Source organism: Mycolicibacter kumamotonensis, from assembly GCF_002086285.1.
Lineage (GTDB): Bacteria > Actinomycetota > Actinomycetes > Mycobacteriales > Mycobacteriaceae > Mycobacterium > Mycobacterium kumamotonense.
The window spans coordinates 35,750-60,234 of sequence record NZ_MVHU01000029.1; the positions used below are offsets into that span (position 1 = coordinate 35,750).

General features: G+C 68.3%; 23 protein-coding genes, 1 tRNA gene, 1 other RNA gene and 1 pseudogene. 10 read left to right on the plus strand and 16 right to left on the minus strand.

Annotated features, from left to right (window positions below):
* Window positions 1–10: 10 nt before the first annotated feature.
* Window positions 11–769 carry an SDR family NAD(P)-dependent oxidoreductase gene (locus BST28_RS17255; RefSeq protein WP_019736650.1) on the minus strand — a complete coding sequence of 253 codons (759 nt, stop codon included), beginning with the start codon at window positions 767–769 and terminating at the stop codon, window positions 11–13.
* A 101-nt stretch (window positions 770–870) separates the two neighbouring features.
* On the opposite strand from BST28_RS17255, the gene BST28_RS17260 reads away from it, so the two are divergent.
* From BST28_RS17260 to BST28_RS17275, 4 genes are all read left to right on the plus strand, one after another.
* The gene (locus BST28_RS17260; RefSeq protein WP_083082089.1) at window positions 871–3,135 is read left to right on the plus strand and encodes a carbon starvation CstA family protein; all 2,265 of its coding nucleotides are present in this window, start codon (window positions 871–873) and stop codon (window positions 3,133–3,135) included.
* Window positions 3,114–3,305 (plus strand): YbdD/YjiX family protein, encoded by a 192-nt coding sequence (locus BST28_RS17265; protein ID WP_080575629.1) that lies wholly within the window; start codon window positions 3,114–3,116, stop codon window positions 3,303–3,305. Before BST28_RS17260 ends, BST28_RS17265 begins: the two co-directional genes overlap by 22 nt.
* A gap of 29 nt (window positions 3,306–3,334) precedes the next feature.
* Window positions 3,335–4,645 (plus strand): macrolide-binding ATPase MABP-1, encoded by a 1,311-nt coding sequence (locus tag BST28_RS17270; RefSeq protein ID WP_019735693.1) that lies wholly within the window; start codon window positions 3,335–3,337, stop codon window positions 4,643–4,645.
* Between the two features lie 153 nt (window positions 4,646–4,798).
* The gene (locus tag BST28_RS17275; protein WP_019735692.1) at window positions 4,799–5,596 is read left to right on the plus strand and encodes a L,D-transpeptidase; all 798 of its coding nucleotides are present in this window, start codon (window positions 4,799–4,801) and stop codon (window positions 5,594–5,596) included.
* Between the two features lie 16 nt (window positions 5,597–5,612).
* On the opposite strand, the pseudogene BST28_RS17280 reads toward BST28_RS17275, so the two are convergent.
* Together BST28_RS17280 and BST28_RS17285 are read right to left on the minus strand one after the other, a co-directional pair.
* A pseudogene (locus BST28_RS17280) lies at window positions 5,613–6,870 on the minus strand (cytochrome P450).
* Entirely contained in the window at window positions 6,867–7,706 is an 840-nt protein-coding gene (locus tag BST28_RS17285; protein ID WP_019735690.1) for an MBL fold metallo-hydrolase, read from the minus strand. The pseudogene BST28_RS17280 and the gene BST28_RS17285 overlap by 4 nt, the downstream one beginning before the upstream one ends.
* Before the next feature lie 102 nt (window positions 7,707–7,808).
* Here BST28_RS17285 and BST28_RS17290 point away from each other — a divergent pair, with 102 nt between their 5' ends.
* From BST28_RS17290 to BST28_RS17305, 4 genes are all read left to right on the plus strand, one after another.
* Window positions 7,809–8,597 (plus strand): FadR/GntR family transcriptional regulator, encoded by a 789-nt coding sequence (locus BST28_RS17290; RefSeq protein WP_019735689.1) that lies wholly within the window; start codon window positions 7,809–7,811, stop codon window positions 8,595–8,597.
* Between the two features lie 74 nt (window positions 8,598–8,671).
* Window positions 8,672–9,448, plus strand: a complete 777-nt coding sequence (locus BST28_RS17295; protein ID WP_019735688.1) for a class II aldolase/adducin family protein — start codon at window positions 8,672–8,674, stop codon at window positions 9,446–9,448.
* Between the two features lie 18 nt (window positions 9,449–9,466).
* The gene (locus BST28_RS17300; RefSeq protein ID WP_019735687.1) at window positions 9,467–10,735 is read left to right on the plus strand and encodes an amidohydrolase family protein; all 1,269 of its coding nucleotides are present in this window, start codon (window positions 9,467–9,469) and stop codon (window positions 10,733–10,735) included.
* Between the two features lies 1 nt (window position 10,736).
* The gene (locus tag BST28_RS17305) at window positions 10,737–11,702 is read left to right on the plus strand and encodes a D-2-hydroxyacid dehydrogenase family protein (RefSeq protein ID WP_207570124.1); all 966 of its coding nucleotides are present in this window, start codon (window positions 10,737–10,739) and stop codon (window positions 11,700–11,702) included.
* A gap of 147 nt (window positions 11,703–11,849) precedes the next feature.
* On the opposite strand, the gene BST28_RS23720 is transcribed toward BST28_RS17305, so the two are convergent.
* From BST28_RS23720 to BST28_RS17330, 6 genes are all read right to left on the minus strand, one after another.
* A complete protein-coding gene (locus tag BST28_RS23720; protein WP_133054308.1) occupies window positions 11,850–12,212 on the minus strand; it encodes a hypothetical protein in 363 nt (120 codons plus the stop codon).
* A 311-nt stretch (window positions 12,213–12,523) separates the two neighbouring features.
* Window positions 12,524–12,596: transfer RNA gene (locus tag BST28_RS17310), tRNA-Ala, on the minus strand.
* Between the two features lie 73 nt (window positions 12,597–12,669).
* On the minus strand, window positions 12,670–13,119 hold the full coding sequence (locus tag BST28_RS17315; protein WP_083082080.1) for a GreA/GreB family elongation factor: 450 nt from the start codon (window positions 13,117–13,119) through the stop codon (window positions 12,670–12,672).
* A 47-nt stretch (window positions 13,120–13,166) separates the two neighbouring features.
* Entirely contained in the window at window positions 13,167–14,423 is a 1,257-nt protein-coding gene (locus tag BST28_RS17320; RefSeq protein ID WP_083082081.1) for an NAD(P)/FAD-dependent oxidoreductase, read from the minus strand.
* A 58-nt stretch (window positions 14,424–14,481) separates the two neighbouring features.
* Complete coding sequence (locus tag BST28_RS17325; RefSeq protein ID WP_065288838.1) at window positions 14,482–16,032, minus strand: PucR family transcriptional regulator; 1,551 nt, start codon at window positions 16,030–16,032, stop codon at window positions 14,482–14,484.
* Window positions 15,914–17,239 carry an MFS transporter gene (locus BST28_RS17330; RefSeq protein WP_083082082.1) on the minus strand — a complete coding sequence of 442 codons (1,326 nt, stop codon included), beginning with the start codon at window positions 17,237–17,239 and terminating at the stop codon, window positions 15,914–15,916. The genes BST28_RS17325 and BST28_RS17330 overlap by 119 nt, the downstream gene beginning before the upstream one ends.
* Before the next feature lie 202 nt (window positions 17,240–17,441).
* Between BST28_RS17330 and BST28_RS17335 the strand changes: the two genes are divergently transcribed.
* Window positions 17,442–17,969 carry a hypothetical protein gene (locus tag BST28_RS17335; RefSeq protein ID WP_083082083.1) on the plus strand — a complete coding sequence of 176 codons (528 nt, stop codon included), beginning with the start codon at window positions 17,442–17,444 and terminating at the stop codon, window positions 17,967–17,969.
* A gap of 21 nt (window positions 17,970–17,990) precedes the next feature.
* Here the strand turns inward: BST28_RS17335 and BST28_RS17340 are convergent, their stop codons facing one another.
* The gene (locus BST28_RS17340) at window positions 17,991–18,359 is read right to left on the minus strand and encodes a DUF488 domain-containing protein (protein WP_083082084.1); all 369 of its coding nucleotides are present in this window, start codon (window positions 18,357–18,359) and stop codon (window positions 17,991–17,993) included.
* A gap of 256 nt (window positions 18,360–18,615) precedes the next feature.
* Here BST28_RS17340 and BST28_RS17345 point away from each other — a divergent pair, with 256 nt between their 5' ends.
* The gene (locus BST28_RS17345; RefSeq protein WP_083082085.1) at window positions 18,616–19,959 is read left to right on the plus strand and encodes a PPE family protein; all 1,344 of its coding nucleotides are present in this window, start codon (window positions 18,616–18,618) and stop codon (window positions 19,957–19,959) included.
* A 99-nt stretch (window positions 19,960–20,058) separates the two neighbouring features.
* On the opposite strand, the gene ssrA is transcribed toward BST28_RS17345, so the two are convergent.
* The 6 genes from ssrA to ftsE all read right to left on the minus strand — a co-directional run bounded on the left by ssrA (window position 20,059) and on the right by ftsE (window position 24,376).
* Window positions 20,059–20,450: a transfer-messenger RNA gene (ssrA, locus tag BST28_RS17350) on the minus strand.
* A 133-nt stretch (window positions 20,451–20,583) separates the two neighbouring features.
* On the minus strand, window positions 20,584–21,417 hold the full coding sequence (locus tag BST28_RS17355; protein ID WP_083082086.1) for a maleylpyruvate isomerase family mycothiol-dependent enzyme: 834 nt from the start codon (window positions 21,415–21,417) through the stop codon (window positions 20,584–20,586).
* Between the two features lie 41 nt (window positions 21,418–21,458).
* On the minus strand, window positions 21,459–22,304 hold the full coding sequence (locus BST28_RS17360; protein WP_083082087.1) for an EamA family transporter: 846 nt from the start codon (window positions 22,302–22,304) through the stop codon (window positions 21,459–21,461).
* The gene (gene smpB, locus BST28_RS17365; protein ID WP_019738140.1) at window positions 22,301–22,789 is read right to left on the minus strand and encodes an SsrA-binding protein SmpB; all 489 of its coding nucleotides are present in this window, start codon (window positions 22,787–22,789) and stop codon (window positions 22,301–22,303) included. Before smpB ends, BST28_RS17360 begins: the two co-directional genes overlap by 4 nt.
* Window positions 22,790–22,791: 2 nt before the next feature.
* Window positions 22,792–23,685: a permease-like cell division protein FtsX gene (gene ftsX, locus BST28_RS17370; RefSeq protein WP_019738139.1), complete on the minus strand. Its 894-nt coding sequence runs from the start codon at window positions 23,683–23,685 to the stop codon at window positions 22,792–22,794.
* Window position 23,686: 1 nt separating this feature from the next.
* A complete protein-coding gene (gene ftsE, locus BST28_RS17375; RefSeq protein WP_029249406.1) occupies window positions 23,687–24,376 on the minus strand; it encodes a cell division ATP-binding protein FtsE in 690 nt (229 codons plus the stop codon).
* Window positions 24,377–24,485 lie beyond the last annotated feature (109 nt).

Sequence of the window (24,485 nt, forward strand, 5' to 3'; positions counted from 1 at the left end):
TGGTCGGTATCTACTTGGGTGCGAAGCGCTGCCCGGCGTCGAGCCGCAGGCACTGCCCGTTGAGCATCGGGTTGTCGACGATGGCGGCGACCAGCTTGGCATACTCCTCCGGGCGGCCGAGCCGCTTGGGGAAGGCCGCATCCTTGGTCAGGGCGCTGGCGAACTCGTCCGGGATGCCCTTGGTCAGACCGGTAGCGAACAGGCTGGGGGCGATCGCCAGCACCCGGACGCCCACCGACCCGAGGTCACGGGCCATGGTCAGGCACATGCCGGCGATGCCGGCTTTGGCGGCGGTGTAGGCGACCTGGCCGATCTGCCCCTCGAACGCCGCAATCGACGCGGTGTTGATGATGACGCCGCGCTCCTCGTCTTCGGGCTCGTTGACGCTCATGTGCGCCGCAGCGAGCCGGCTGATGTTGAACGTGCCGACGAGGTTGAGGTCGACGACGGACTGGAACGATTCTAGGTCGTGCGGCCCGGACTTGGACAGCGTGCGCTTGGCGATCCCGCCGCCTGCGGTGGTCACGATGACGTGCAGGCCGCCCAGGGCCTCGACCGCGTTCTTGAGCACCTCCTCGGTGCCGGCGAAGTCGGTGACGTCAACCGGGTAGAACTCGCCGCCGAAACCGGCCGCGACCTCTTTGCCCTCCGAGCCCTCCCGGTCCAGCACCGCCACGCTGGCGCCGCGCGACGCCAGCAGCTCAGCGGTTGCCCGGCCCATCCCCGAGGCGCCACCGACGACGACGACCTTCTTGCCACTGATCTCCATGCGAACTCCTTCGACAAGTACTTGAGTATCACCGAACAAGTTATCGTTCCGCTCGGAACCCGCTGCCACTCGGGCATCCGGCAGGCCTCAAGGAGGTGACCGTGGCCGCACCGACCACGCCGGAGGTGATCGAGCGACGCGACGGCGCGGTGACCTATCTGCAGACCGACCCCGGACTGCCACCGGTCGCCGTTGTCGACCACTCCCCGGTCTCCGCACGCCACAAGCTGGCGCTCGGTGCGCTGGCCGCCGTCGGCGCGGTGGCATGGGCACTGATCGCCTTCACCCGCGGCGAGTCGGTGAACGCGGTGTGGTTCGTGGTCGCCGCGCTGTGCACCTACATCATCGGATTCCGCTGCTACGCAAAACTTATCGAACGTAAGATCGTCGCGCCCCGCGACGAGCATGCGACTCCCGCGGAGATCTTCGAAGACGGCACCGACTACCTGCCCACCGACCGGCGGGTGTTGTTCGGCCATCACTTCGCCGCGATCGCCGGCGCCGGCCCGCTGGTGGGCCCGGTGCTGGCCACGCAGATGGGCTACCTGCCCGGCACGATCTGGATCGTGATCGGCGCGGTGGTCGCCGGCTGCGTACAGGACTACCTGGTGTTGTGGTGTTCTACCCGGCGCCGCGGCCGCTCGCTGGGCCAGATGGCCCGCGAAGAACTCGGCCCCGTCGGCGGTGCCGCCGCGATCATCGGGGTGCTGGTGATCATGGTGATCCTGATCGCGGTGCTGGCACTGATCGTGGTCCGGGCACTGGCGGTCAGCCCCTGGGGGGTGTTCTCGATCGCGATGACGATCCCGATCGCGCTGTTCATGGGAATCTACCTGCGCTTCCTGCGACCCGGCCGAGTCTCGGAGGTGTCGCTGATCGGCGTCGTCGCATTGCTGGGCGCCGTCGCGTCCGGCCGCTGGGTTGCCGAAACATCCTGGGGCGCGGCATGGTTCACGTTGTCGCCGGTAACGCTGTCGTGGTACATCATCGGCTACGGCTTCGCCGCCTCGGTGCTGCCGGTGTGGTTACTGCTGGCGCCGCGCGACTACCTGTCGACGTTCATGAAGGTCGGCACCATCATGCTGCTGGCCGCCGGAATCGTGATCGCCCAGCCGGTGATGGCCGCTCCCGCCGTCTCGGCGTTCGCCCACAGCGGCGACGGGCCGGTGTTCGCCGGTTCGCTGTTCCCGTTCCTGTTCATCACGATCGCATGCGGTGCGCTGTCGGGATTCCATTCGTTGATCGCCTCGGGCACCACCCCCAAGCTGCTGGAAAAAGAGAGCCAGATGCGGCTGATCGGCTACGGCGGCATGCTTACCGAGTCCTTCGTCGCGATCATGGCGCTGATCACCGCGTCGATTCTGGATCAGCACCTTTTCTTCACCCTCAACGCTCCGGTGGCCTCCACCGGCGGCACCGCCGCAACCGCCGCCGACTATGTCAACGGGCTCGGTCTCGGCGGGCCGCCGGTGACCGGCGAACAGATCAGCGAGGCCGCCACCGCCGTCGGCGAGTCCTCGATCGTGTCGCGCACCGGCGGGGCGCCGACCCTGGCGCTGGGCATGGCCGAGGTGCTGGGCAGGGTTTTCGGCGGGCCGGGCCTCAAAGCGTTCTGGTATCACTTCGCGATCATGTTCGAGGCGCTGTTCATCCTCACCACCGTGGATGCAGGCACCCGGGTGGCCCGCTTCATGTTGTCCGACGCCCTGAGCAACCTCGGTGGGCCGCTGCGCAGGCTCGCCAACCCCGGCTGGCGTACCGGGGCGTGGGTGTGCAGCGTGGCGGTGGTCGCCGGCTGGGGTTCGATCCTGTTGATGGGGGTGACCGATCCGCTCGGCGGAATCAACACCCTGTACCCGCTGTTCGGCATCGCCAACCAATTGCTGGCCGCGATCGCGTTGACCGTGGTGACGGTGATCGTGATCAAACGGGGCCGGCGCACCTCGGGACTCAAATGGGCACTGGTTCCGGGCATTCCGCTGTTGTGGGATCTCGCGGTCACCATGACGGCGTCGTGGCAGAAGATCTTCTCCGGCGATCCGCGGGTGGGCTACTGGACGCAGCATTTCGCCTACCGGGCCGCCGAGCGGGTCGGCGAGACATCGTTCGGGTCGGCGGCCGACCCGACCCAGCTGCATGACGTCGTCCGTAACACGTTCATCCAGGGCAGCCTGTCGATCGTGTTCGCCAGCCTGGTCGCGGTCGTGTTCGTGACCGGACTCGTGGTGTCGTTCAAGGCGATTCGCGCCACAGCGCCGACTACCGAGGCAGCGCCGGTATTGTCGCGGCGATTTGCACCCTCGGGGCTGCTCCCCTCGGCGGCCGAGCGAAAGGTACAGGCACAGTGGGACGCTCACACCGGCTAGTCCGGGCGGCCCGCCACATCGGCTGGTACTGGGCCACCTTGATGGGCGACAACCACTACCGCCGCTACCTGGAATACCGGCGGCGGGACCATCCCGGCGAACCGGTGCTCTCCGAGCGGGACTACTGGCGGCGGCGTTATGACACCGATCCCGGTGGACGCTGCTGCTGAGCGCGCGCATCTTCGGGCATGATCGATAGGTGGCTGACATCACCCGCAGGGGGGCGGCGCGCAATGCGAAGCTGGCAGGTCTGCCGCTGAGCTACGCCGGGCGGGCCGCGCTCGGGTTGGGGAAACGCCTGGCCGGCAGGTCCAAAGACGAAGTCACCGCCGAACTGATGGAGCAGGCGGCCGAGCAGATGTTCACCGTCCTGGGTGAGCTCAAGGGCGGCGCCATGAAGGTCGGCCAGGTGCTCTCGGTTCTGGAGGCGGCGGTGCCCACCGAGTTCGGTGAGCCCTACCGGGAAGCGCTGACCAAGCTGCAGAAGCACGCCCCGCCACTGGCTGCGACCAAGGTGCATCGGGTGCTCGACGTCCAGCTCGGCACCCGGTGGCGGCAGCGGTTCTCCTCCTTCGACGACGACCCGGTCGCCGCCGCCAGCATCGGGCAGGTACACAAGGCGGTTTGGGCCGACGGCCGCGTGGTCGCGGTCAAGATCCAGTACCCCGGCGCCGACGAGGCCCTGCGCGCCGACCTGAAGACCTTGCGGCGGCTGACCGGGATACTCAAGCCGCTGGCCCCCGGCGCCGACGTGCAGGGCGTGGTCGACGAACTGATCGAGCGCGCCGACATGGAACTGGACTACCGACTGGAGGCCGACAACCAGCGCGCGTTCGCCAAGGCCTATGCCGGCCACCCGCATTTCGCGGTGCCACAGGTGGTGGCCAGTGCCCCCAAGGTGGTGGTCCAGGAGTGGATCGAAGGCGTCGGCATGGCGCAGATCATCGCCGGGGGCAGCGTTGAGCAACGCGACCTGCTGGGCGCCCGGCTGGTGGAGTTGATCGGTGACGCACCGGCGCGGGTGGGCATGGTGCACGGCGACGCCCACCCGGGCAACTTCATGCTGCTGCCCGACGGCCGGATGGGCGTCATCGACTTCGGCGCGGTGGCGCCGCTGCCCGACGGCCTGCCGGTCGAGCTGGGGATGGCGCTGCGGTTCGCCGGCCAGTTCAACTACGACCTGCTGCTGCCCACACTGGAGAAGGCCGGTTTCATCCAGCCCGGCGCGCAGATCTCGGTGGAGGAGGTCGACGAGTTGCTGCGCCGCTACGTCGAGCCGGTGGCACCGGAGGTGTTCCACTTCAGCCGCGAGTGGCTGCAGAAACTGGTCGCCGCACAACTGGATCAGTCGATTCACCAGATCAAGACCGCGCGCCAACTGAATCTGCCGCCCAACCTGGCGGTGCTGGCGCGGGTCGTGGGGACCACGGTGGCGATCCTGGCTCAGCTGGACGCGCACGTGCCGGTTCGGGCGATCGCGCTCGAGCTGCTGCCCGGTTTCGCCGGGTAATCACTCGAGAACCGGACGGTTCGCCGGGCTCGTGGCCAAACCTTAATGAAGCCTTGACCGAGTCGTGGGCATGTACGGCGGGGTCGGCGGCCCGAATCTCCTTACCATCAACGGCGATAACTTGTGTTATTTGGTCGGGAAGGTAAGCGGGAGATGTGGATATCGGTGCGCTCTGCAATTGTCGTAGTCGGGGTCGCCGTCACCACGGTGCTCACCCCGCCGGCCACGGGTTCGGCGGCCGCCAACCAGCTTTCGGGTAGTGCGATCTCGTCGATCCAGCCGGCGTCGGGTGCGGTCGTGGGTGTGGCACATCCGGTGGTGGTGAAGTTCTCCACCCCGGTGCTCGACCGCCGTGCCGCCGAGCGCGCCAACGCGGTGCGGTCGACCCCGGCCATGACCGGAAACTTCGAGTGGGTCGACGACACCGAGGTGCACTGGGTTCCTGACCGATACTGGCCGGCACACAGCACCGTGGCACTCTCGGTGGGCAAGCGCTCCGCCGACTTCGCCACCGGAGCGAAGGTGGTGGGCGTGGCCAGCATCTCCTCACACACCTTCACCGTGTCCGTCGACGACGAGGCGGCCGGTCCCCTGCCGGCACCGCACCACCGCCCGCACTGGGGCGAGGACGGGGTGCTGCCCGCCACCCTGGGTAAGTCCGACTTCCCCACGCCGACAGGTAATTACACCGTGCTGGCCAAGGAGAGAAAAGTCCTGATGGACTCCAGCAGCGTCGGCATCCCGATCGACGACCCCGAGGGCTACCGCTTCGACGTCGAACAGGCCGTGCGCATCTCGCGGCGCGGACTCTACGTCCATTCCGCGCCCTGGGCGCTGCGCTCGCTGGGCCTGGAGAACGTCAGCCACGGCTGCGTGGGCCTGAGCCCCACGGACGCGGAATGGTACTTCGACCGGGTCAACATCGGCGACCCGGTGATCATCAAGGAATAGTGCGCCGAGACCACCTCTAGGGCGTCGAGGTGCCGCCGAATTCCACCGGCATCGCGTCGATCCCGTTGATCCAGGGCAGCACGGATCGCGATGGGCGACCCAGCTGGTGAATGTCGGGAATGATGTCGGCCACCGCTCCGAAGATCAGGTTGATCTGCATGCGGGCGAGATTCGCGCCGATGCAGTAGTGCGCTCCGGGAGCCCCGAAACCCAAGTGGGGGTTGGGGCTTCGCAGGATGTCGAAGGTGAACGGGTGGTCGAAGACCTCTTCGTCGTAATTGGCTGATCCATAGAACATCCCGACCCGCTGGCCGCTGCGGATCTGCACGCCACCGAGTTCGACATCGCGCAGCGCCGTGCGCTGGAAGGAGATCACCGGCGTGGCCCAGCGGACCACCTCGTCGACCATGGTCGGGGGGGCGTTCGGCCACGAACAACCGCCATTGATCCGGATGGTCGAAGAACGCCAGCATCCCCTGCGACGTGGCGTTACGGGTGGTCTCATTGCCGGCGACCATCAGCATCATCACGTAATAGCCGAATTCCAGCGCGCTCAACGCCTCACCGTCGATCGTCGCGGTGACCAAGGCGGTGGCGATGTCGTCGCGCGGACGACTCTTGCGGTCTTCGGCCAGTTGGTAGGCGTAGCCCAGAAGTTCGGCGGAGGCCTGCATCCCGTCGGCGACGGCCGCCGGCTCACCGGTGCCACCGCCCACCAGGCGATTGCTCCAGTCGAAGACCTGCTGGCGCTCGTCTGCCGGAACCCCGATCAGCTCGCAGATGGTCGCCAGCGGCAACTGCGAGGCGACTTCGGTCACGAAGTCGCCGGTGTCGTGTTCGGCGGCGGCCGTGACGATCTCCCGCGCCTGACGATCCAGCGACTCCCGCATGCCCGCGACCACTCGCGGGGTGAACCCGCGTGAGACGATCCGGCGCAACTTGGCGTGCTTGGGTCCGTCGAGGAACAGCATGACGTTGTCGCGGCTGGCCTCGTGGACATCGGCGTTGCTCGTGGTGTTGGTGCGGATCAGCGAGGTGTTCTCGTGCGAGGAGAACACCTCGTCCTGCAGTGACACCGCTCGCACGTCAGCATGTTTGGTGACAACCCAATACCCCGCGTCGCGGTAGCCCGAGATCCCGAACGGCTGGTCGTTCCACCAGATGGGTTCGGTCTTGCGCAGCAGTGCGAACTCCTCGTGCGGGATCCGTTCTGCGATGAGTGCAGGGTCGGTGAAGTCGAAACCCTCGGGGAGCAGGCGGCGTGTCTGGGTCATCGGGATGCCTCTCTGTCGACCAGCGGTTGCCACGTTTGTCGGGCGCCGTCGATGAACCCGCCCGACGGCGCGGTGAAGTGCGATCCGAGCAGCAGCGCGCGCTCGTCGGCGACCCGGCGCAGCAGCCGCAGCCTGCTGGTCCGGGCGGCGCTCGCGTCCGCATCGGGCAGGGCGGTGATCTCGGGGTGGGAGATCTGGATCGGATGATGCACGACGTCGCCGCTGATGTAGGCCACTGCCCCGGCGGACTCGATGCGCACCGAGACGTGGCCCGGGGTGTGGCCGGCGGTCGGCATCAGCTGCACGTTGTCGGTCACGCGGTGATCCGGGCCGACCCGCCGCAGCTTTCCGTGGTGTTCCAACGGTGCAACACATTCCGAGGGCGCGCGGTCCTCCCCGGTGAACTCGCGCCAATGGTCGTGCTCGGCCGCGGTCACCAGATACTCGGCGTTGGGGAACGTCGGCACCCACCGCCCGTCACGCTCGACCGTATTGCGGCCGGCGTGGTCGCGGTGCAGGTGGGTACACACCACCGCCGTGATGTCGGCGGGACGAAATCCGGTGGCGGCCAGGGACTGCTCGTGGCGGTCGGGAATGTTGCGGGAGCGCAGGAAGCTTTCGCCGAAGCAGGTGTCGACAAGTACGCGTGCCGCTGCGGACACGATCAGGTAGGACTGGATCGCCATCAGGATGTTGCCCGAGCCGTCGACGTAGTCCGGCACCAGCGGCGACGGAAATCGCTCGGGTGCATTGGCGAACAGACGTGTGGGCGGGATCGGGATGACCGCCTGCGGAACCGCGTGGATTGAAACGTCGCCGACAGTCCAGTGCTGCACGCCCGTGGTCCCCTCTCGCACGGCGATCGTATGACACAAATCATTTGGATACAACGCCTCTATCGGCGCGGTGAACGGCGCTCGATCTGGCACACTCGACCCGTGGCAGCACCTACCGTCCGATTCCGGCGGCTCGCCGAGCAGGTGGCCGACGAGCTTCGTCGGCGCATCCTGGCCGGCCAGCTCACCGACGATCAGGTGCTGCCCAAAGAGGACGAGTTGCTCGTCGAGTTCGCCATCAGCAAGCCGTCGCTGCGCGAGGCCATGCGGATTCTGGAAGCCGAGGGACTGCTGACGGTGCGCCGCGGCAAACGTGGCGGCGCGGTGATTCACCGGCCCAGCCCAGCAAACGTCGCTTATACGATGGGGCTGGTGTTGGGTTCCCAGCAGGTGAGCCTCGCCGATGTCGGCACCGCGCTGCTTCAGGTGGAGCCCGCCTGCGCGGCGCTGTGCGCGGAGCGACCGGACCGCAAAAGCACGGTGGTACCGATTCTGCGGCAACTGCACGAGGAATCGATAGCGTCCGTCGATGACCTGCCCCAGGCGACCTCGGCCAGCCGGCGCTACCACGAAGCCCTGGTGACCCACTGCGGCAACGCCACGATGCTGGTCATGGCGGGCGCGCTCGAAACCCTGTGGTCGGCCCACGAGCAAAGCTGGTCCACCCAAGTCACCGACCACTCGACGGTGCCGGTGTCCGAGCGGCGAGCGGTTTTGGAAGACCACCGTCAGGTGATCGACGCGATCGACGTCGGCGACGCCCAGCGGGCCCGCGACCTGGCGGCGGCACACCTGGTGCACGCCCAGCGCTACCCCGGCTGGTCGGGAGTCGTCGATCCCGCGATGATCCGGCCGGGCGGGTCCCGCACGTCGCGTGACAATGAGGACTGAACCGCCGCGACGGGATTGACGATCCGGCTTATTTTCATATGATTTGGTCATGATGGGGCCGGCGGCGGGCGAGTATGGGCACGACTGAACCGGCGCGGCCAGGCGGCTCGGCGGTCTGGTCCCCCGCGGTCATGCCGCCGATCGGGGTCGAGCTGAGCGACCCCCAGGCGCTCGCGGTTGCGTTTCGCCACCTCGCCGACATCGGCTTCGCCGAGAACATGGCGGGACACATCACCTGGCAGCCGGGCGGCCAGGCCGAGATGCTCGTCAATCCATGGGGATTGTGGTGGGCCGAACTCACCGCCTCCGATATCTGCGCCGTCGATGGGGACGCCCGGGTGGTCCGGGGCCGCTGGGATGTCACCCCGGCCATTCATATCCACACCGAGTTGCATCGCGCCCGCCCCGACGCCCGGGTGGTCATCCACAATCACCCCTACTACGTCAGCCTGCTGGCATCGCTACAGACGCTGCCCGACCTGGTCCACCAGACCGGCTCGTTGTTCCTCGATGACCTGTGCTTCATCGACAGCTACGACGGCGAAATCGACAGCGCCGCCCTCGCCCGGGACCTGGCCCTGCGCATCGACGAGGCGAACGCGGCCATCCTGGCGTCGCACGGGGTGATCGTCACCGGACGCACCCTGGCCGAGGCGGTATATCGGTCAGCGACCATCGAACGGGTCTGCAAGCTGGCCTATCACGTCATGCTGACGGGGCGAACCCCCGCGCCGATGAAGCGGTCCGACATGGCCGGCATGCAGGCGTCGTTGATCGAACGCGCCGCCGAGGTGTATTGGGCCGGTGCGGCGCGCATGACCATCAAGGCCGACCCCCATGTGCTGGACTGAGCAGAATCGAGGCTTTCGGTGAAATCGATCGACGAACTCAGCTCCGACCCGAACTTCACCACCGCCAAAGTCGGCGGCGAGCGCACCGTGACGTTTCTGCCCGAACCACCACGGGCGCAACGTCGTTACACGGTGATCTCGGTCGACGACCACATCGTCGAACCCCCCGACACCTTCGAAGGCCGCGTGCCGCGCAGCCTCGCCGCCCGGGCACCCAAGGTGGTCGAGACCGACAACGGCGGCCAGACCTGGATCTACGCCGGCCAGGCGCTGCCCAACGTCGGGTTCAATGCCGTCGTCGGCCGGCCGGTGTCGGAGTACGGTTTCGAACCCGCCCGGTTCGACGAGATGCGGCGCGGCGCCTGGGACATCCACGAACGCATCAAGGACATGGACCTCAACGGCGTCTACGCCTCCCTGAACTTCCCGTCGTTCCTGCCGGGGTTCGCCGGTCAGCGTTTGCAGCTGACCACCAAGGACCGCGACCTCGCCCTGGCATCGGTACGGGCCTGGAACGACTGGCACCACGAAGTCTGGGCCGGCACCTATCCCGACCGCATCATCGGATGCCAGCTCCCGTGGCTGCTCGACCCGAAACTGGCCGCGACGATGATCTACGAGAACGCCGAAAGAGGTTTCCGCGCCGTCACTTTCAGTGAGAACCCGGCCATGCTGGGGCTACCGAGCATTCACTCCGGCCATTGGGATCCGTTCATCGCCGCGTGCGCCGACACCGGCACCGTAGTCAACCTGCACATCGGATCGTCCGGTTCGGCGCCGGCCACCACCGACGATGCACCGCCCGACGTGGCGGGCGTGCTGTTTTTCGCCTACGCGATCTCGGCCGCGGTGGACTGGCTGTATTCCGGGCTGCCCAGCCGGTTCCCCGAGCTGAAGATCTGCCTGTCCGAAGGCGGGATCGGCTGGGTCGCAGGGCTTCTCGACCGGCTCGACCACATGCTCAGCTATCACGAGATGTACGGGACGTGGAAAGCGCTCGGTGAAACCCTGTCGCCGGCCGAAGTGCTGCGACGCAACTTCTGGTTCTGCGCCGTCGAAGACCAGTCGTCGTTCTGCCAGCATGAGCGCATCGGCACCGACCACATCATGCTCGAGGCCGACTACCCGCACTGCGACTCGACCTGGCCGCACACCCAGCGTGTCATCCACGAGCAGATCGGCGACCTGGCCCCCGGGGTGATCCAGAAGTTGACCTGGGAGAACGCCTCCCGGCTGTATCAGCATCCGGTGCCCGAGGCGATCCAGCGCAACCCGGACGCATTCTGAGATGGACACTTCCGCGCCGTTGCGTATCGCGGTACTCGACGACTACCAGGGCATCGCCGAAACCGTGGACTGGTCGGCCATCCCGCGGCCCGTCGAGTTGCTCGCGTTGCGCGAGCACATCGCACCCGGTGATGCACTCGTCGCCCGGCTGGCCGATCGCGAGGTCGTGGTGGCGATGCGCGAGCGCACGCCGATCGACGCCGACCTGCTGGGCCGGTTGCCGTCGCTGAAGCTGCTGGTCACCACCGGCCCGTTCAATGCCGCTATCGACACCGCGGCCGCTCACCGGCTCGGGATCACGGTGTGCGGCACCGGCGGCATCATCACCCCTACGGTCGAACTCACCTGGGCGCTGATCCACGCCCTACAGCGCCACCTGCTCGTCGAGGACGCGGCGCTGCGGGCCGGACGCTGGCAGCAGACCGTCGGCGCCGATCTGGCCGGGGCGACGCTGGGACTGCTCGGAGTGGGCCGCATCGGCCGGCGGGTCGCCGCGGTGGGCCACGCCTTCGGCATGCGGGTGACGGCGTGGAGCCCGAACCTGACCGCGGAACGCGCTGCCGAAGCGCAGGCGGAGCTGCTGGACCGGCGCCGGCTCTTCGAGACCGCCGACGTCGTGTCGATCCACCTGGTGCTCTCCGAGACGACCCGGGGCATCGTCGGCCGCGATGAGCTCGCCGCGATGAAACCCGGCGCGATCCTGATCAACACCTCCCGCGGCGGCCTGATCGACGAGGCGGCGCTGATCGAAGCGCTGCGCACGAACCGGATCAGAGGCGCGGGGCTGGACGTCTATGGTCAGGAGCCGTTACCGGCCGGCCATCCCTTGACCGCCCTGCCCAATACCGTGCTCACGCCGCACCTCGGGTATGTCACCGAGAAATGCATGGACCGGTTTTACCGGGATATCGTCGACGATATCGCCGGGTATTGCGCGGGCACGCCGCGACGAATTATTGACGCCTGACTGCCGCCATTTTATTCGATATTGCCCCCATAGGATCGCAACAAAAACGTCGCATCGGAATAACAATTCGACAATTATTCTTCCCGCGAATTCAACGCGCGGAAAAGGGCCCGCGGCCAGATGGTCGCAGGCCCTTTACCGAGGGGCTTACTTGGTGCCGCCGGCCAGGCCGATGGGGGCGCCGGCAGCGTCTGCAGCCATTCCCACGAGAGGACTCGCCGCGGCGGCTCCGGCCGGTCCCGGCGCCACCAGCGGCACCGGAGGAGGCGCTCCCGGCAGCACCGGAATCGGGGCGATCGGCACCGGCGGAACCGGCCCGGGAAGTCCCATCGGCACAACAGGAGCAGCGAGAGTAGTCAGGTCCGCGGCGGCCGGCCCACAAGGAGCCCCCGCCACCACTGCGGTGGTGTCGACCAGCGTCGCATCAGCCGGCGCTGCGGCGCCCGCCGGTCCCACGAACGCGGTGAGGCCGCCGTTACAGATCGGCCCACCTATCGGCAGCGGCGCCATTGATGGCGCGGCTGCCGCACTGGCACTGAAAATCAGTGCACTTGCACACAAGCCAATACCGGCGAATATCGCGATACCGGGTCTCCCGAGGCTCTTCAACGCAAACTCCGATTGTAGTATCCAGCCCCCCGGACACGCAGTTTTTCGACTGCGATTGGAACCGTATCACAGCGGTGTAAGTTACTCGGCGCGCAATGTGATTCGTTACCGCACTGATGCGGATCAGCGACGTTGAATCTGCGTTCACCAGGCGGCCTACTCGCATTTTTGCCTGGTCAACGCAGAGCGAACGCCGGTACTCAAAAAATGAGTGGAGCTAAGGGGACTCGAACCCCTGACCCCCACACTGCCAGTGTGGTGCGCTACCAGCTGCGCCATAGCCCCGCGGTGTCGTGCTCATCGAAGCTACACCACCGCCATACCCAGGCTCAAAACACCTGGTCACTCGGCGACCCGTTCAGGCCGGATGCTGGGTCTGATGCAGCCCGTAGGGCACCGCGTCGAGCAGGGTGACGGTCACACTGGCACCGCTGGGCACCTGGTAGCTGCGCTGCTCGCCGGGACGGGCCCCGGTGATGGCCTTGCCCAGCGGTGACTGCGGCGAGTACACGTCCAGCCCGCTCTGGTCGTCGTCGCGCACCCCCAGCAGGAAGGTCTCGGTGTCCCCGTCGTCGTAGCGGACCGTGAGCACCATGCCGGGCTCGGCCACACCGTCATCCGGCGGATCCTCACCGACGACCGCGACCGCCAGCAGGTCATGGATCTGGTGGATCCGGGCCTGGCGCGCCTGCTGTTCGGTGATGTCAGCGCTACTGGAACCGATGTGCGGCTCGGACAACTCGGCCAGCTCGGCCAGCAGCCGGTCCTTGGTCTGCTGTGTCATCCAGACACCTTGCGAATCAGCCATCGACAATCTCCTTTACAAACTTCAATTGGCTTGGGTATCAGATAGATTCAGCGCAGCGGGTCGAGTTCACGCAACACGGTGGACTGCTTGCCGGTGGTGATCTGCTCGGCCAGCAATCGACCGGTCACCGGACCGTGCGTCAGGCCCCACATCCCGTGTCCACCGGCGACGTACACGGTGCGCGGACACACCTCGCCCACCAGGGGGCGCCCGTCGGGGCTGACCGGGCGTGGGCCCACCCACACGTCCGTGCGCTCGGCCCAGCGCACCCCGTCGAGCAGCGGCCGGGTCGCCGCGATGATGGCCTCGACGCGGGCGGGAGTGACCGGGGCGTCCGGATCGCCGAACTCCATGGTTCCGGCGACCCGCAGTTTGGCGTTCAGCGGTGTGCAGGCCACCCGGGCATCGGGCAGGTAGATCGGGCCGGTGACCGGGCCGTCGACCGGGACCGTGAAGGAGTAGCCGCGTCCGGCCCGCACCGGCACCCGAACCCAGCGGGCCGCCAGCTGCGACAGCCAGGCACCGCTGGCGATCACCGCTGCCGCCGCGGTCAATGTCGTACCGTCATGGCCCGTCACTACCACTCCGTCCCCCGACGGCGTCACGTCGGTGACGTCCACGGTGTGCAGCTCGGCGCCGCGGTCCACCACCGCGCGTCCCAACGCTGTCACGAACCGGCCGGGGTCGAGGAAGCGCTGGCCGTCGATCTGCACCGCGGCGGCCACCGCCGACGACGCCAACGGCACCCGCTCGCGCAGCGCCGCACCGGTCAGTTCGGTGCAGTACACCGGCCGGCCGGCCTCGGAGAACCGCCGCAACTCGTCGAGCAGGCGCTCGGCGTCGGCCGAGGTGCGAAAGATCGCGGTGATCGGGGCATCGGTGACCGGGGCATCCACCCCGTTTGCCACCAGCACGTCGTAGACCTCGATGCATTCGGCGCTCAGCGGCGCGTTGGCCCGCACCGCGCGGCGCCACGCCGACGGGCGGCTGTTCGCGGCAAAGCGCGCCAAGAAGGCCCATAGCGCCGGGCCCGCGTTGAGCGGGATCTGCAGCGGCGCGCCCCTGCTCAGCAGGGACCGCAGCCCGAAGCGCAGGTTGGCGGGCTCATTGAGTGGGATGGCCAGGGCCGGCGAGATCCAGCCGGCATTGCCCCACGACGAACCGGCCGCGACGCCGACGCGATCGACGACGGTGACCTGCACGCCGCGTTCCTGCAGGAACCAGGCGGTGGACAACCCGACGATGCCGGCGCCCACCACGATCACCGACCGTGGCACGCCGTCGATCCGATTGTCCGCACCCATTAGTCCATGATGCGCTGAACACCGAAAACCGGCTTGACCGAATCACACAACGACGACGTCAGCGTTTGTCGAAAACCGACATGTCACCGGCCGCTAGCTCGATCATCGCCGCGAACCGGGCGCGGGCATCGTCGAGGCCCAGCGGCGTCACCTCCGCCATCTTGCGCAACCGGTAGCGCAGCGTGTTCTTGTGCACGCCCAGCCGCTCCGCCGCCCGCGCCAGATCGCCCTGGGCATCCAGCCAGGCCCGCAGCGTAGCCACGTACGGGGTCCCATGTGCCGCATCGTGGCGGCGCAGCTCGGCGACCGGCCCCCGCGCCGGTACCCGGCCGGCGCGGGCCGCGGTGTAGAGCCGTCGCAGCACGATCTCGTCCCAAGCCTCGTCGTAGGCCGGCGGCGCAGTGTCGGGCGGCGCGGCCTGGTGCAGCTCAAGGCACTCCTCGGCCTCGCGGCGCGCCGCCGCCAACTCGGCCACGTCGGCGACCGCACTGATTCCGGCCAGCACAGTGGCCTGCGGGGGCAGCGCCGAGCGCAGCCCACTCACCCATTGCCGGGCCTGCGCCGCGTCTTGAGCGGGCAGCACCGTGTAGACCGTGTTGGCGGCCAGCGCGCTGCGCCCGGGACGCGACCAGCCGAACCCGGTGGTGACGGCCTCGAACACCAGCAACAGCCCGGCGTGCGGTTGGGTCGCGATCCGGGTGTGCACCACGATCACCCGCAGCGGCGCCCGGGGCAGACCCAACCGGGCGACCAGGGCCGCGGCGTCGGCCGGGTCGGTGTGGCCCTCCAGCAGCCGGGTCACCCACTCGGATTCGACCTGACGTTCCAGGTCCGCACTGGCCCGCGATCGCAGTACGTGCAAGGCCACGGTGTGGGCACCGTCGGCCAGTGCCGTCAACCGCTGCCCTTTCAGCGGGGCCGGGCACGCGACCCACACCGCTCCCAACAGCTCGCGGCCGGCGCGTATCGCCACCACCATCCGGCCGGTCAGGCCGTGCTCGGGGTCGGCGGCGACGAACAGTGGCTCGTCGTGGTGGTCCAGATGCTCGAGCACGCCGCGTTTTTCGAACAACCGCCGCAGCGACGCGGCCTCCTGGCGGTCCAGGATCGTCGCCGAGCGCGCCGGATCGGCGTGCCGCTGGCCGCGCGAGTAGGCCAGCAACCGGCCGAGGTGGTCCTCGATGGTGACCGCTCCACCGACGGCATCTGCCAGGCTGTCGGCGACCGCGAACAGATCCGTTGGGCCGCGGCCCGATTCGGTCTCCCGGCCTTCGAGCACCAGCCCGTAGACCACAGCGGCCAGCTCGCTCCAGGACACCGCCGGATCCAGCACCAGCACCGCCAGCGACTCGCCCTCGCCGGCGAAGGCGGTCTTGTCCTCGCCGTCGCGCACCAGTACGGCGACGGCCTTGGCGGCCACCGCCCAACGCACCGCCTCCTTTACCGAGCGGGCGCCGACGGCCAGCAGGACGTCGCCGATGACGGCGCGATCACCGTTCACCTCGTGCATCACGACGCTGCTCAGCTGCGTCGTCCGCGGGACGGAACAGAACCGCAGATGAACCCCGTAGCTGCCCACTACGTTGACCAGCCGGTCCAGCGTCACCATCTACCGAGCCTAGCCATGTCGCGCTTGTGATTTCGCCGATCGGGCTGCGTGCCCGGGTCTCCGGTGCCAGCACCCAGGCCACGGCTGCCACCAGCAGCACCGCGCCGCTGATCGCAAAGCCCCACTCGAACGACAGCCGCTGGGCGATCTGCCCGACCACCAGCGACCCGACGATCGACCCGAGGTCGGACATCATCTGGTAGGTGGCCACCGCGGTTCCGGCCCGGGCCTGGTTGCCGACCAGGTCGGCGATGACGGCCTGCTGCGGCGCCCCGTACATGCCCGAGGCCAGACCGGCCAGATATGCCGCGGCCAAAAACATCGCCAGCGACGAGCTCGCACCGAGCAAGAGCGTCGCGACGCCGGCCACCGCCAGGCCGGTGATCAGCGGGCCTCGGCGGCCGATCCGGTCGGACATGTGGCCGCTGGGCAACACCGCGCACACGTTGCCGATCCCGATCGTGGCCAGCGCCAGACCGGCGAAGGCCGGTCCGCGGTCTAAGACCTCGGTGACGAACAGCGGCACCAGCGCCACCCGCAGGCCGAACACCGACCAGCCGGTGGCGAAGTTGGACAGCAGCGCCGACCGGTAGGCGCGATGGCCCAGCGCTGCGCGCACCGACACCGTCGGCCCGGTCGAGTCGGCCGGTTCGGCCAGATGCGAATGGCGCAGGCTGACGAACACGCCGGTGGCCGCGACCAGCAGCACCGAACCGTAGAACAGAAACGGCGCGCTGAGACCGAAACCGGCTGTCAGGCTGCCTAATACCGGACCGCCGACGGTGCCCAGCAGGAACGCGGTGGCGAACATCCCGGCCACCCGCCCGCGAGCATCCGCCGGGCTGATGCGGATCATCAGGCCCACCGCGGCGATGAAGAACATCGTCGAACCGACACCGCCGAGCGCGCGGAACACGAGCAGCTGCCAGTAGGTCTGAACGAAGGCACAGGCGGTGGTCGACACCGACACGATCAGCAGGCCGGTCACATAGACCCGGCGTTCCCCCAGCCGCTGCACCATCAGACCGCTCACCGGCGCGAAGCACAGGCGCATCAGCGCAAACGCGGTGATGAGGAAGGTGGTCGCGGAGATACTCACGCCGAAATGGCGGGCATAGACCGGCAATACCGGCGACACCACCCCGTAGCCGAGCGCGATCAGGAAATTCGCACCGAGCAACACGAAGACCTCCCGCGGCAGCCCCATGCGGGCGGCCGGGGAATCAGAAGTCACCTGCCGATTTTAGGCAACGGGCGCTGTCGCCTCCGCCCCGGACCTGCGGCAACCGGGCAGCGCGGCGCTGCACGCGACGCGGATCGCGGTGCGGCGGGTCGATGCCGCGCCCCGGTAATCTCAAGCCCGGAGGCGTGATCATGATGAATTGTCCAGGCGGCGACGAGGTCCGGCGATGAACGACGTCGCCGCCGGGGTGGCCGGCCCGAACGACCCGCCGCAGCGGCCGGCGGCGCTGGCGCTGTGGGATCAGCGGGCCTCGTTCAAACCTTTTGTGGTGGCCGGCGCCACCGCGATCGTCACCGGCGGTGCGCTGGCGGCGGCCATCGCCGCACCGTCACCGACCCGTCACGGCGTGTGGGCGGTCGCCTATCTGGTGCTGGTGCTCGGGGTCGGCCAGTTGGTGCTGGGTGCGGGGCAAGCATTGTTGGCGGCCGAGCCACTGACGCCGGGCGCGGCGGCGCTCACCTCGGCGGCGTTCAACCTCTCCGGCGCGGCGATCGTGCTCGGTGTCGTCACCGACCGCATCGTGGTGTTCGACATCGGTGCCGCAGTGTTGTTCGTGGTGTTGGTGTGGTTGCTCTATGTGGTGCGGCGCCCGGCACGGCGCGGCTGGGCGCTGATCGCCTACCGGCTGTTCGTCGCGGCGCTGATCGTGAGCATCCCGATCGGCACACTGATCACCACCGCAGGCCGCAGCTAGCGTGGCGGGCTGGCCCCGGCTTCAGTGCTGGTCGAGCAGTTTGGCCAGCACCGCCGCCTGACTGCCGTCCAGGTCGCGGGTCGCGGTCACCAGGGTGACGGTCTTTTTGCCGCGAGTCAGCTCACGCAGGCCGTCGAACGCGGCCGCGCCCTGCGGGGTACGCAGTTCGTCCGTGTAGCGGGTGACGAACTCGTCGAAGCGTTCGGGCTGGTGGTTGTACCAACTGCGCAGCTCGCGGGAGGGCGCCGCGTCTTTGAACCAGTGCCCCACCCGCGGGTCGTCCTTGCGGAACCCCCGCGGCCACACCCGGTCGACCAGGATCCGCTGCCCGTCCTCGGGGCGAGGTTCGTCGTAGACCCGGGCCACCCGGATCTCGGTTTTCGCAGGCATACCCCAGGTTATCGCCGCTGGCCGGGCCCGGCCACGGCCGCGTGGCCTGCAGCGGAGCGCTCCGGGCGGGTGGCTATGGGCTCGATCACTCCACCCGGCAAGCACTTTAAATTTAGGTTAGGCATTGCTATCTTCACGCCATGTGGCAAGTCCCGTTTCGCGGACTTCGGTGTCATGATGCGGACAGCGCGCGAGATCCGCTTGCCGCGCGGCCGAGTTTCTCGCCCGCGCCGATAACCGGGCGCTGTAGACGCTGATGGCTGCGATCTGGATCGCATCCCCACCCGAGGTGCATTCCGCCCTGCTGAGCAACGGACCCGGCCCGGGCGCCTTGCTCGGTGCCGCGGGAGCCTGGTCGGCGCTGAGTGCCGAATACTCCGCGATCGCCGCCGAGCTTGTCACCGTGCTCGGCGCCACCCGGTCGACAACGTGGAACGGCCCCAGCGCCGACAGCTACGTCGCAGCCCACGCGCCCTACCTCGACTGGCTGACCCGGGCCGGTGCCGATAGCGCGCGCAGCGCCGCGCAACACGAAATCGCGGCGGCCGCCTACAGCACCGCCCTGGCGGCCATGCCCACCCTGGCCGAGTTGGCGCTGAACCACACTGTCCACGGGGTGCTGACCGCCACCAATTTCTTCGGCATCAACACCATCCCGATCGCGCTCAACGAGGCGGACTACGCCCGCATGTGGGTTCAGGCGGCCACGGTGATGACGACCTATGAGGCGGTGTCCGGTGCGGCACTGGCGTCGCTGCCCGGAACCGAACCGGCCCCGCCGATCGTCGCCGCCGACGCCGGCCCCGGCGGCGAAGACCCGACGGATCCGCTTGATGAGGCGAACTTCTGGTTCTGGTTCTGGTTCTGGAACATCGTCTTCTGGTCGAATGTCTTGCACCTCATAACGATTGCGGTGCGCATCCCCATCTTCCTACCGCTGTTCATCTCCGCCATCAACGACTTCATCGCCTCGATGCAGCCGCAGTCCGAGCCCGCGCCCGAGGCGTCCGAGCCGCAGCCCACGCCCGCCCCGGCGCTGGGCGCAGTGGCGCACCGCGCACCGGTATCCGACCGTCCCGACCTGATGGGCTACGGCCTGGCCAGCCCCATCGCGGGAGCCGCAGCAGGGGCACCCGCGAGCCCGGCCACTCCGGCGACCAGCGGGCCGGCACTGCCCGTGGGCGGCGCGGAGATTTCGGGCTATCTGGTCTTCGGGGGCTATGCCGAAGACTCCGGGCCCACCCTGATCGACCGCGACCAGGCCACCGCACCGGCCGCCGGCGTTTCGGCCGCCACCGCTGCCAAGGCACCGTCGGTGCGGGCGCCGTTGCGGGCACGACGCCGCCGGCGTGTGGCCATGGAGGAATACGCCGACGCCACCATGGCCCTCGACGCCGAGTCGACGCAGTTTCCGGTCGATCCGGCCTCGGCCGCCTCGGAGACCGGCGCCGGGCCGCTGGGCTTCACCGGTACGGCGCGCCGAGGCGATGCGTGCTCGACGGGGCTGGTCCGGCTGCGCGGTGACGCCTTCGGGGCCGCCCCCGTGGTGCCGCTGCTGCCCGAGTCCTGGGACCGCCCGGAAAAAACGGACCCCGACTGATACCGCCGCCGGATGCCATGACGCCGCACGGAGCGCGAGTCCCACCGGTCGGCCCAAAAGGAAAGCCGGCCAGAGCGGGTGGCTCTGGCCGGCTACCTGGTGTGGAGCTGCCGGGAATCGAACCCGGGTCCTACGGCATTCCCTCAAGGCTTCTCCGTGCGCAGTTCGCTATGCCTCTACTCGGATCTCCCGGTCACGCGAACGAGCCGAGATGACGATCCCAGTCGCTGTTGGTGTCCCGATAAATCCCGCGACCGGACGTATCGGTGGATCCCTCTAGTCGATGCCAGGGTCCGGGCCGAGGGAGGTCCCGGTCTGACAGGCCCGCCGTCGCTTAGGCAGCGAGGGCGAAGTCGCTCTGAAGAGCGACCTTAGCCGGAGTAAGTGCAACCTTGGCGCTTACTTGGTTACAGCGACGCTTACGGTGGTCTCCTGCCTGCACCGGCACGCTTCCCTTGATTCGACGCGCGAAGTCGAAACCTTTCAGCCCCCTGTCCCTATCTCTGCATCACCTGCGGTTACCCCGCCGTTTCGGCGAGACACCCCATGGTACCGGTCTGCAACGACGGGTCGCGACAATTTCTTCCCGGGACACCCCGGGGCCCGCGGCGCGGTTTGGCCGCGTCAGATGACGTAGTTGAGGTGCTCGACGATGCCCGCGGCCACCTCCCGGTCACCGCCGAGTTCGACCGCCCCGGGTGCCGCGCGCCCGCCGGCCACCCGGGTGAACGCCACCGCGTCCATCGTGATGGTGGCCGTCGGCAGCTGGCCGCCGAAGTCGTCCACCACCTGCGCCCGGCCGTCGACGGCCACCCGGACGGTCCGTGCCAGCGGTCCGGTCAGCTCGATGGCCACCCGGGAGCCCTGCGGCGCGCCGGCGAGCTTGCCCACCACGAATCCCATGCCGGCAGCCATCTCATCGAGGGCCAGCCGGGCCGCCGGTCCGGCCAGCTCCGCATCCGACGCCGGCCGGCCCAGCCCGTCACGGATGTCGGTTTCATGCATCCAGCAGTCGAAGACCCGCACCCGCATGAACCGGCCGTAACTGTCCGGCCCCACCGGTGTCACCGTCGGCGCGTTCCAGTCGTCGTCGGACAGCTGCGCCAGCACCGCGCGCCGCTGCTCGGTCACCGACCGGAACCGGGCGAGCAGATCGGTGCCGGATTCATCGCGCAGGTGCCGCACCCAGCACTCGTTGTTCACACCGACGCCGTTGCGCACGTGCTCGAGCGCCGACACGTCGAGATCGCTTTCGGGAGTGGGACTGCCGAGCAGCATCGATTCGGTGCCGGCGATGTGCGCGAGGACGTCATGCACCGACCAGCCCGGCAGGGGAACCGGCCGGGACCACTGCGATTCGGTCAGGCCGGCCAGCAGCCGGTCCAGCGATTCCCAGCAGGCGAACAGCCCCGCCAATACCTCGGACTTGTCGAGCAGGGTCACACCGGGGCCGGTCATGGACTTCGATGCTAAACCCCGGCGTCGCCGCTGTGATACCGCTATCCGGCGGTGATCATCGCCACCGACGCGACCGCCGCCACCATGCCGACCACCTGCCCGGCATGCACCCGCTCGCGCAGCACCACGATGGCCAGCACCACCGTCACCGCCGGGAACAGGGAGATCAGCACACTGGCCAGTGACAACTGCGAGCCGCGCAATGCCAGTAGCATCGCGACGTTGGCAGCGGCATCGGCCAGCCCGGCCAGCAGCGCCAGCCTCAGCGCCCGGCCGGTGGGCACCCGCAGGTCCCGGGCGCCGGTCGCCGCGGTGATCACCAGCACCGCCGCCGCCACCCGCGCGAACGCCAGCGGCCACAGTCCGGAATCAGCCGGCGCCTCGTGCAGGAAGACGAAGTCGAATCCGAACGCCACGCCGGCACCGACGGTCAGCAATGCCACCTTGCGGGTGAACCGGTGCGGCCGGACGTCCTCGTCGGTGGCCTCCCGGCTCACCAGGGCGACGGCGAGCAGGGCCAGCACGATCCCGGCCGCGGCCACCCGTCCGGGCCGCTCGCCCTGAAGCACACCGACCACGACCGGTACCCCCGCCGTCAGCACCGCGGACACCGGGGACACCACCGAGATCGGGCCTGAACCCAGGGCGGCGTAGAACCACCATCCGCCCAATCCCAGCGCCACCCCCGAGGCCAGGCCCCAGCCGATCGCGCCCCGCGAGATCGGCCCGCCGACCCCGATCGCCAGCGCGCCCAACACCACCAGCGCCACCGGGTAGGACACCAGCACCACCCGCAGCGCCGGTACCCGGCGAGCGGCCAGGCCACCGGCGAAATCGCTGAAACCGAAGCCGGCCGCCGAAAGCAGTGCCAGTGCTGCGCCGATCACATGCCCTTGGCTCGCCGTCCCAGCGCGCGGGTGACCTCACGCTGGGCGTCGCGGCGGGCGAGATCCTGCCGCTTGTCATGGGCCTGCTTGCCGCGGGCAAGCGCCAGTTCGACTTTCACCTTGCCTTCGGTGAAGTACACCGACAGCGGCACCAGGGTGAGGTTGCCGTCGCGGATCTTGCCGATCAGCATGTCGATCTGGCGTCGGTGCAACAGCAGCTTACGGGCGCGTCGCGGGTCGTGGTTGGTCCAGCTGCCGTGCTTGTACTCGGGGATGTGCATGTTGCGCAGCCACACCTCCCCGTCGTCGACGGTGGCGTACGCATCGACCAGCGAGGCCTGGCCGGCCCGCAGGCTCTTCACCTCGGTGCCCAGCAGCGCCACCCCGGCCTCGTACACATCCAGAATCGAATAGTTGTGCCGTGCTTTACGGTTCGACGCAACGATCTGCTTATCGCTGCGCTTGGCCGCCGCCTTCTTGGCCACCGCTACCGCCGCACGTACAGACGAAGCGTCACGTACGCCGTCGCCCCGGCCATCGCGGCGCCCAGCACCAACAGGATCGGTGAGATGTAGAGGATGTCGGCATAGTCGATCCGCGCGATCAGATGTGCCTGATAGAACTGGCTGAGCGCGTTGTCGAGGAACAGCGCCCGCACCACGATCAGACCGGCGATCGCGATGACCACACCCACCGTCGCCGCCAGCACCGCTTCCACCAGGAACGGCAACTGGGTGTACCAGCGGCTCGCCCCCACCAGCCGCATGATCGACACCTCGGTGCGGCGGGTGTAAGCGGCCACCTGAACCATGTTGGCAATCAACAACACCGCCCCGATCGCCTGTACCAGGGCGACGGCGAACGCGGCACTGCTCAGCCCGTCGAGTACGGCGAACAGCCGGTCGATCAGCTTCTTCTGATTGAGCACGCTGAGCACGCCGGGCTGGTCGGCCATCGCGGCGTCGAAATCCTTGCTCTGCTCGGGGTTTTCCAGTTTGACGATGAACGACGCCGGGAAGGAGTCCTTGCTCGCCACATCCTTGAACTCCGGGAACTTGCGGATCGCGTCGGCGTAGGCGTCGTCGGAGTTGAGATAGCGCACCGACTTCACGTCGTCGCGTGCCTCGATGCGCTCGCGCAGTGCCTTGCAGGCCTGCGCTTCGCAGTTCGGGTCGTCGGCGGCGACGTCGGTGTTCAAGAACACCTGCGATTCGACCCGGTCCAGGTAGATGTTGCGAGACTGGTCGGCCAAGCGCACCACCAGCAGACCGCCGCCGAACAGACCGATCGAGATCGCGGTGGTCAGGATCATCGCCACGGTCATGGTGACGTTGCGGCGCAACCCGGTCAGGACTTCATTGAAGAGGAAGCCGAAGCGCACGTCAGCGGTCCATCCCGTAAACACCGCGCTGTTCGTCGCGCACCAGCCGCCCCAGCGACAGCTCCACGACCCGTTGGCGCATCGAGTCGACGATGTGGTGGTCGTGGGTCGCCATCAGCACCGTGGTTCCGGTGCGGTTGATCCGCTCGAGCAGATCCATGATGTCCTCACTGGTATCGGGATCGAGGTTGCCGGTGGGCTCGTCGGCCAGCAGCACCAGCGGCCGGTTGACGAATGCGCGCGCGATCGCCACCCGCTGCTGCTCGCCGCCGGACAACTCGCCGGGCAGCCGGTTGGCCTTGCCGGACAACCCGACCATCTCCAGCACCTCCGGGACGACCCGATTGATCATCTCCGGCTTCTTGCCGATCACCTCCAGGGCGAATGCGACGTTCTCGAACACAGTTTTCTGCTGCAGCAGCCGGAAATCCTGGAACACGCATCCCAGCACCTGCCGCAGGCTCGGGATGTGGCGGCCGGGCAGTTTGTTGACGTGGAATTTCGACACCTGGATGTCGCCCTTGGTCGGCGTCTCCTCGGCCAGCAGCAGCCGCATGAACGTCGACTTGCCCGAACCCGACGGCCCGATCAGGAACACGAACTCGCCCTTGTCGATTTTGACGTTGATGTTGTCCAGCGCCGGGCGGGCCGACGATTTGTACTGCTTGGTGACATGGTCGAGCGTGATCATCACGGCACGCAGTTTAGCCGTGCGGCGTGCCGTCGCCGCTCAGGCCACATCTAGGGCGCCGGCGGCGGCGCAGTCGCCGGCCCCGGTTGCGGCGGGGCGGGCTGGGCGG

What these genes read in the sequence shown, in the direction of transcription:
- BST28_RS17255 (WP_019736650.1), bottom strand. Translation starts at nt 769, where the DNA reads ATGGAGATCAGTGGCAAGAAGGTCGTCGTCGTCGGTGGCGCCTCGGGG.
- BST28_RS17275 (WP_019735692.1), top strand. Translation starts at nt 4,799, where the DNA reads ATGTGGATATCGGTGCGCTCTGCAATTGTCGTAGTCGGGGTCGCCGTC.
- BST28_RS17295 (WP_019735688.1), top strand. Translation starts at nt 8,672, where the DNA reads ATGGGCACGACTGAACCGGCGCGGCCAGGCGGCTCGGCGGTCTGGTCC.
- BST28_RS17305 (WP_207570124.1), top strand. Translation starts at nt 10,737, where the DNA reads ATGGACACTTCCGCGCCGTTGCGTATCGCGGTACTCGACGACTACCAG.
- BST28_RS23720 (WP_133054308.1), bottom strand. Translation starts at nt 12,212, where the DNA reads ATGGCGCCGCTGCCGATAGGTGGGCCGATCTGTAACGGCGGCCTCACC.
- BST28_RS17315 (WP_083082080.1), bottom strand. Translation starts at nt 13,119, where the DNA reads ATGGCTGATTCGCAAGGTGTCTGGATGACACAGCAGACCAAGGACCGG.
- BST28_RS17320 (WP_083082081.1), bottom strand. Translation starts at nt 14,423, where the DNA reads ATGGGTGCGGACAATCGGATCGACGGCGTGCCACGGTCGGTGATCGTG.
- BST28_RS17325 (WP_065288838.1), bottom strand. Translation starts at nt 16,032, where the DNA reads ATGGTGACGCTGGACCGGCTGGTCAACGTAGTGGGCAGCTACGGGGTT.
- BST28_RS17330 (WP_083082082.1), bottom strand. Translation starts at nt 17,239, where the DNA reads ATGGGGCTGCCGCGGGAGGTCTTCGTGTTGCTCGGTGCGAATTTCCTG.
- BST28_RS17335 (WP_083082083.1), top strand. Translation starts at nt 17,442, where the DNA reads ATGAACGACGTCGCCGCCGGGGTGGCCGGCCCGAACGACCCGCCGCAG.
- BST28_RS17340 (WP_083082084.1), bottom strand. Translation starts at nt 18,359, where the DNA reads ATGCCTGCGAAAACCGAGATCCGGGTGGCCCGGGTCTACGACGAACCT.
- BST28_RS17345 (WP_083082085.1), top strand. Translation starts at nt 18,616, where the DNA reads ATGGCTGCGATCTGGATCGCATCCCCACCCGAGGTGCATTCCGCCCTG.
- BST28_RS17355 (WP_083082086.1), bottom strand. Translation starts at nt 21,417, where the DNA reads ATGACCGGCCCCGGTGTGACCCTGCTCGACAAGTCCGAGGTATTGGCG.
- ftsE (WP_029249406.1), bottom strand. Translation starts at nt 24,376, where the DNA reads ATGATCACGCTCGACCATGTCACCAAGCAGTACAAATCGTCGGCCCGC.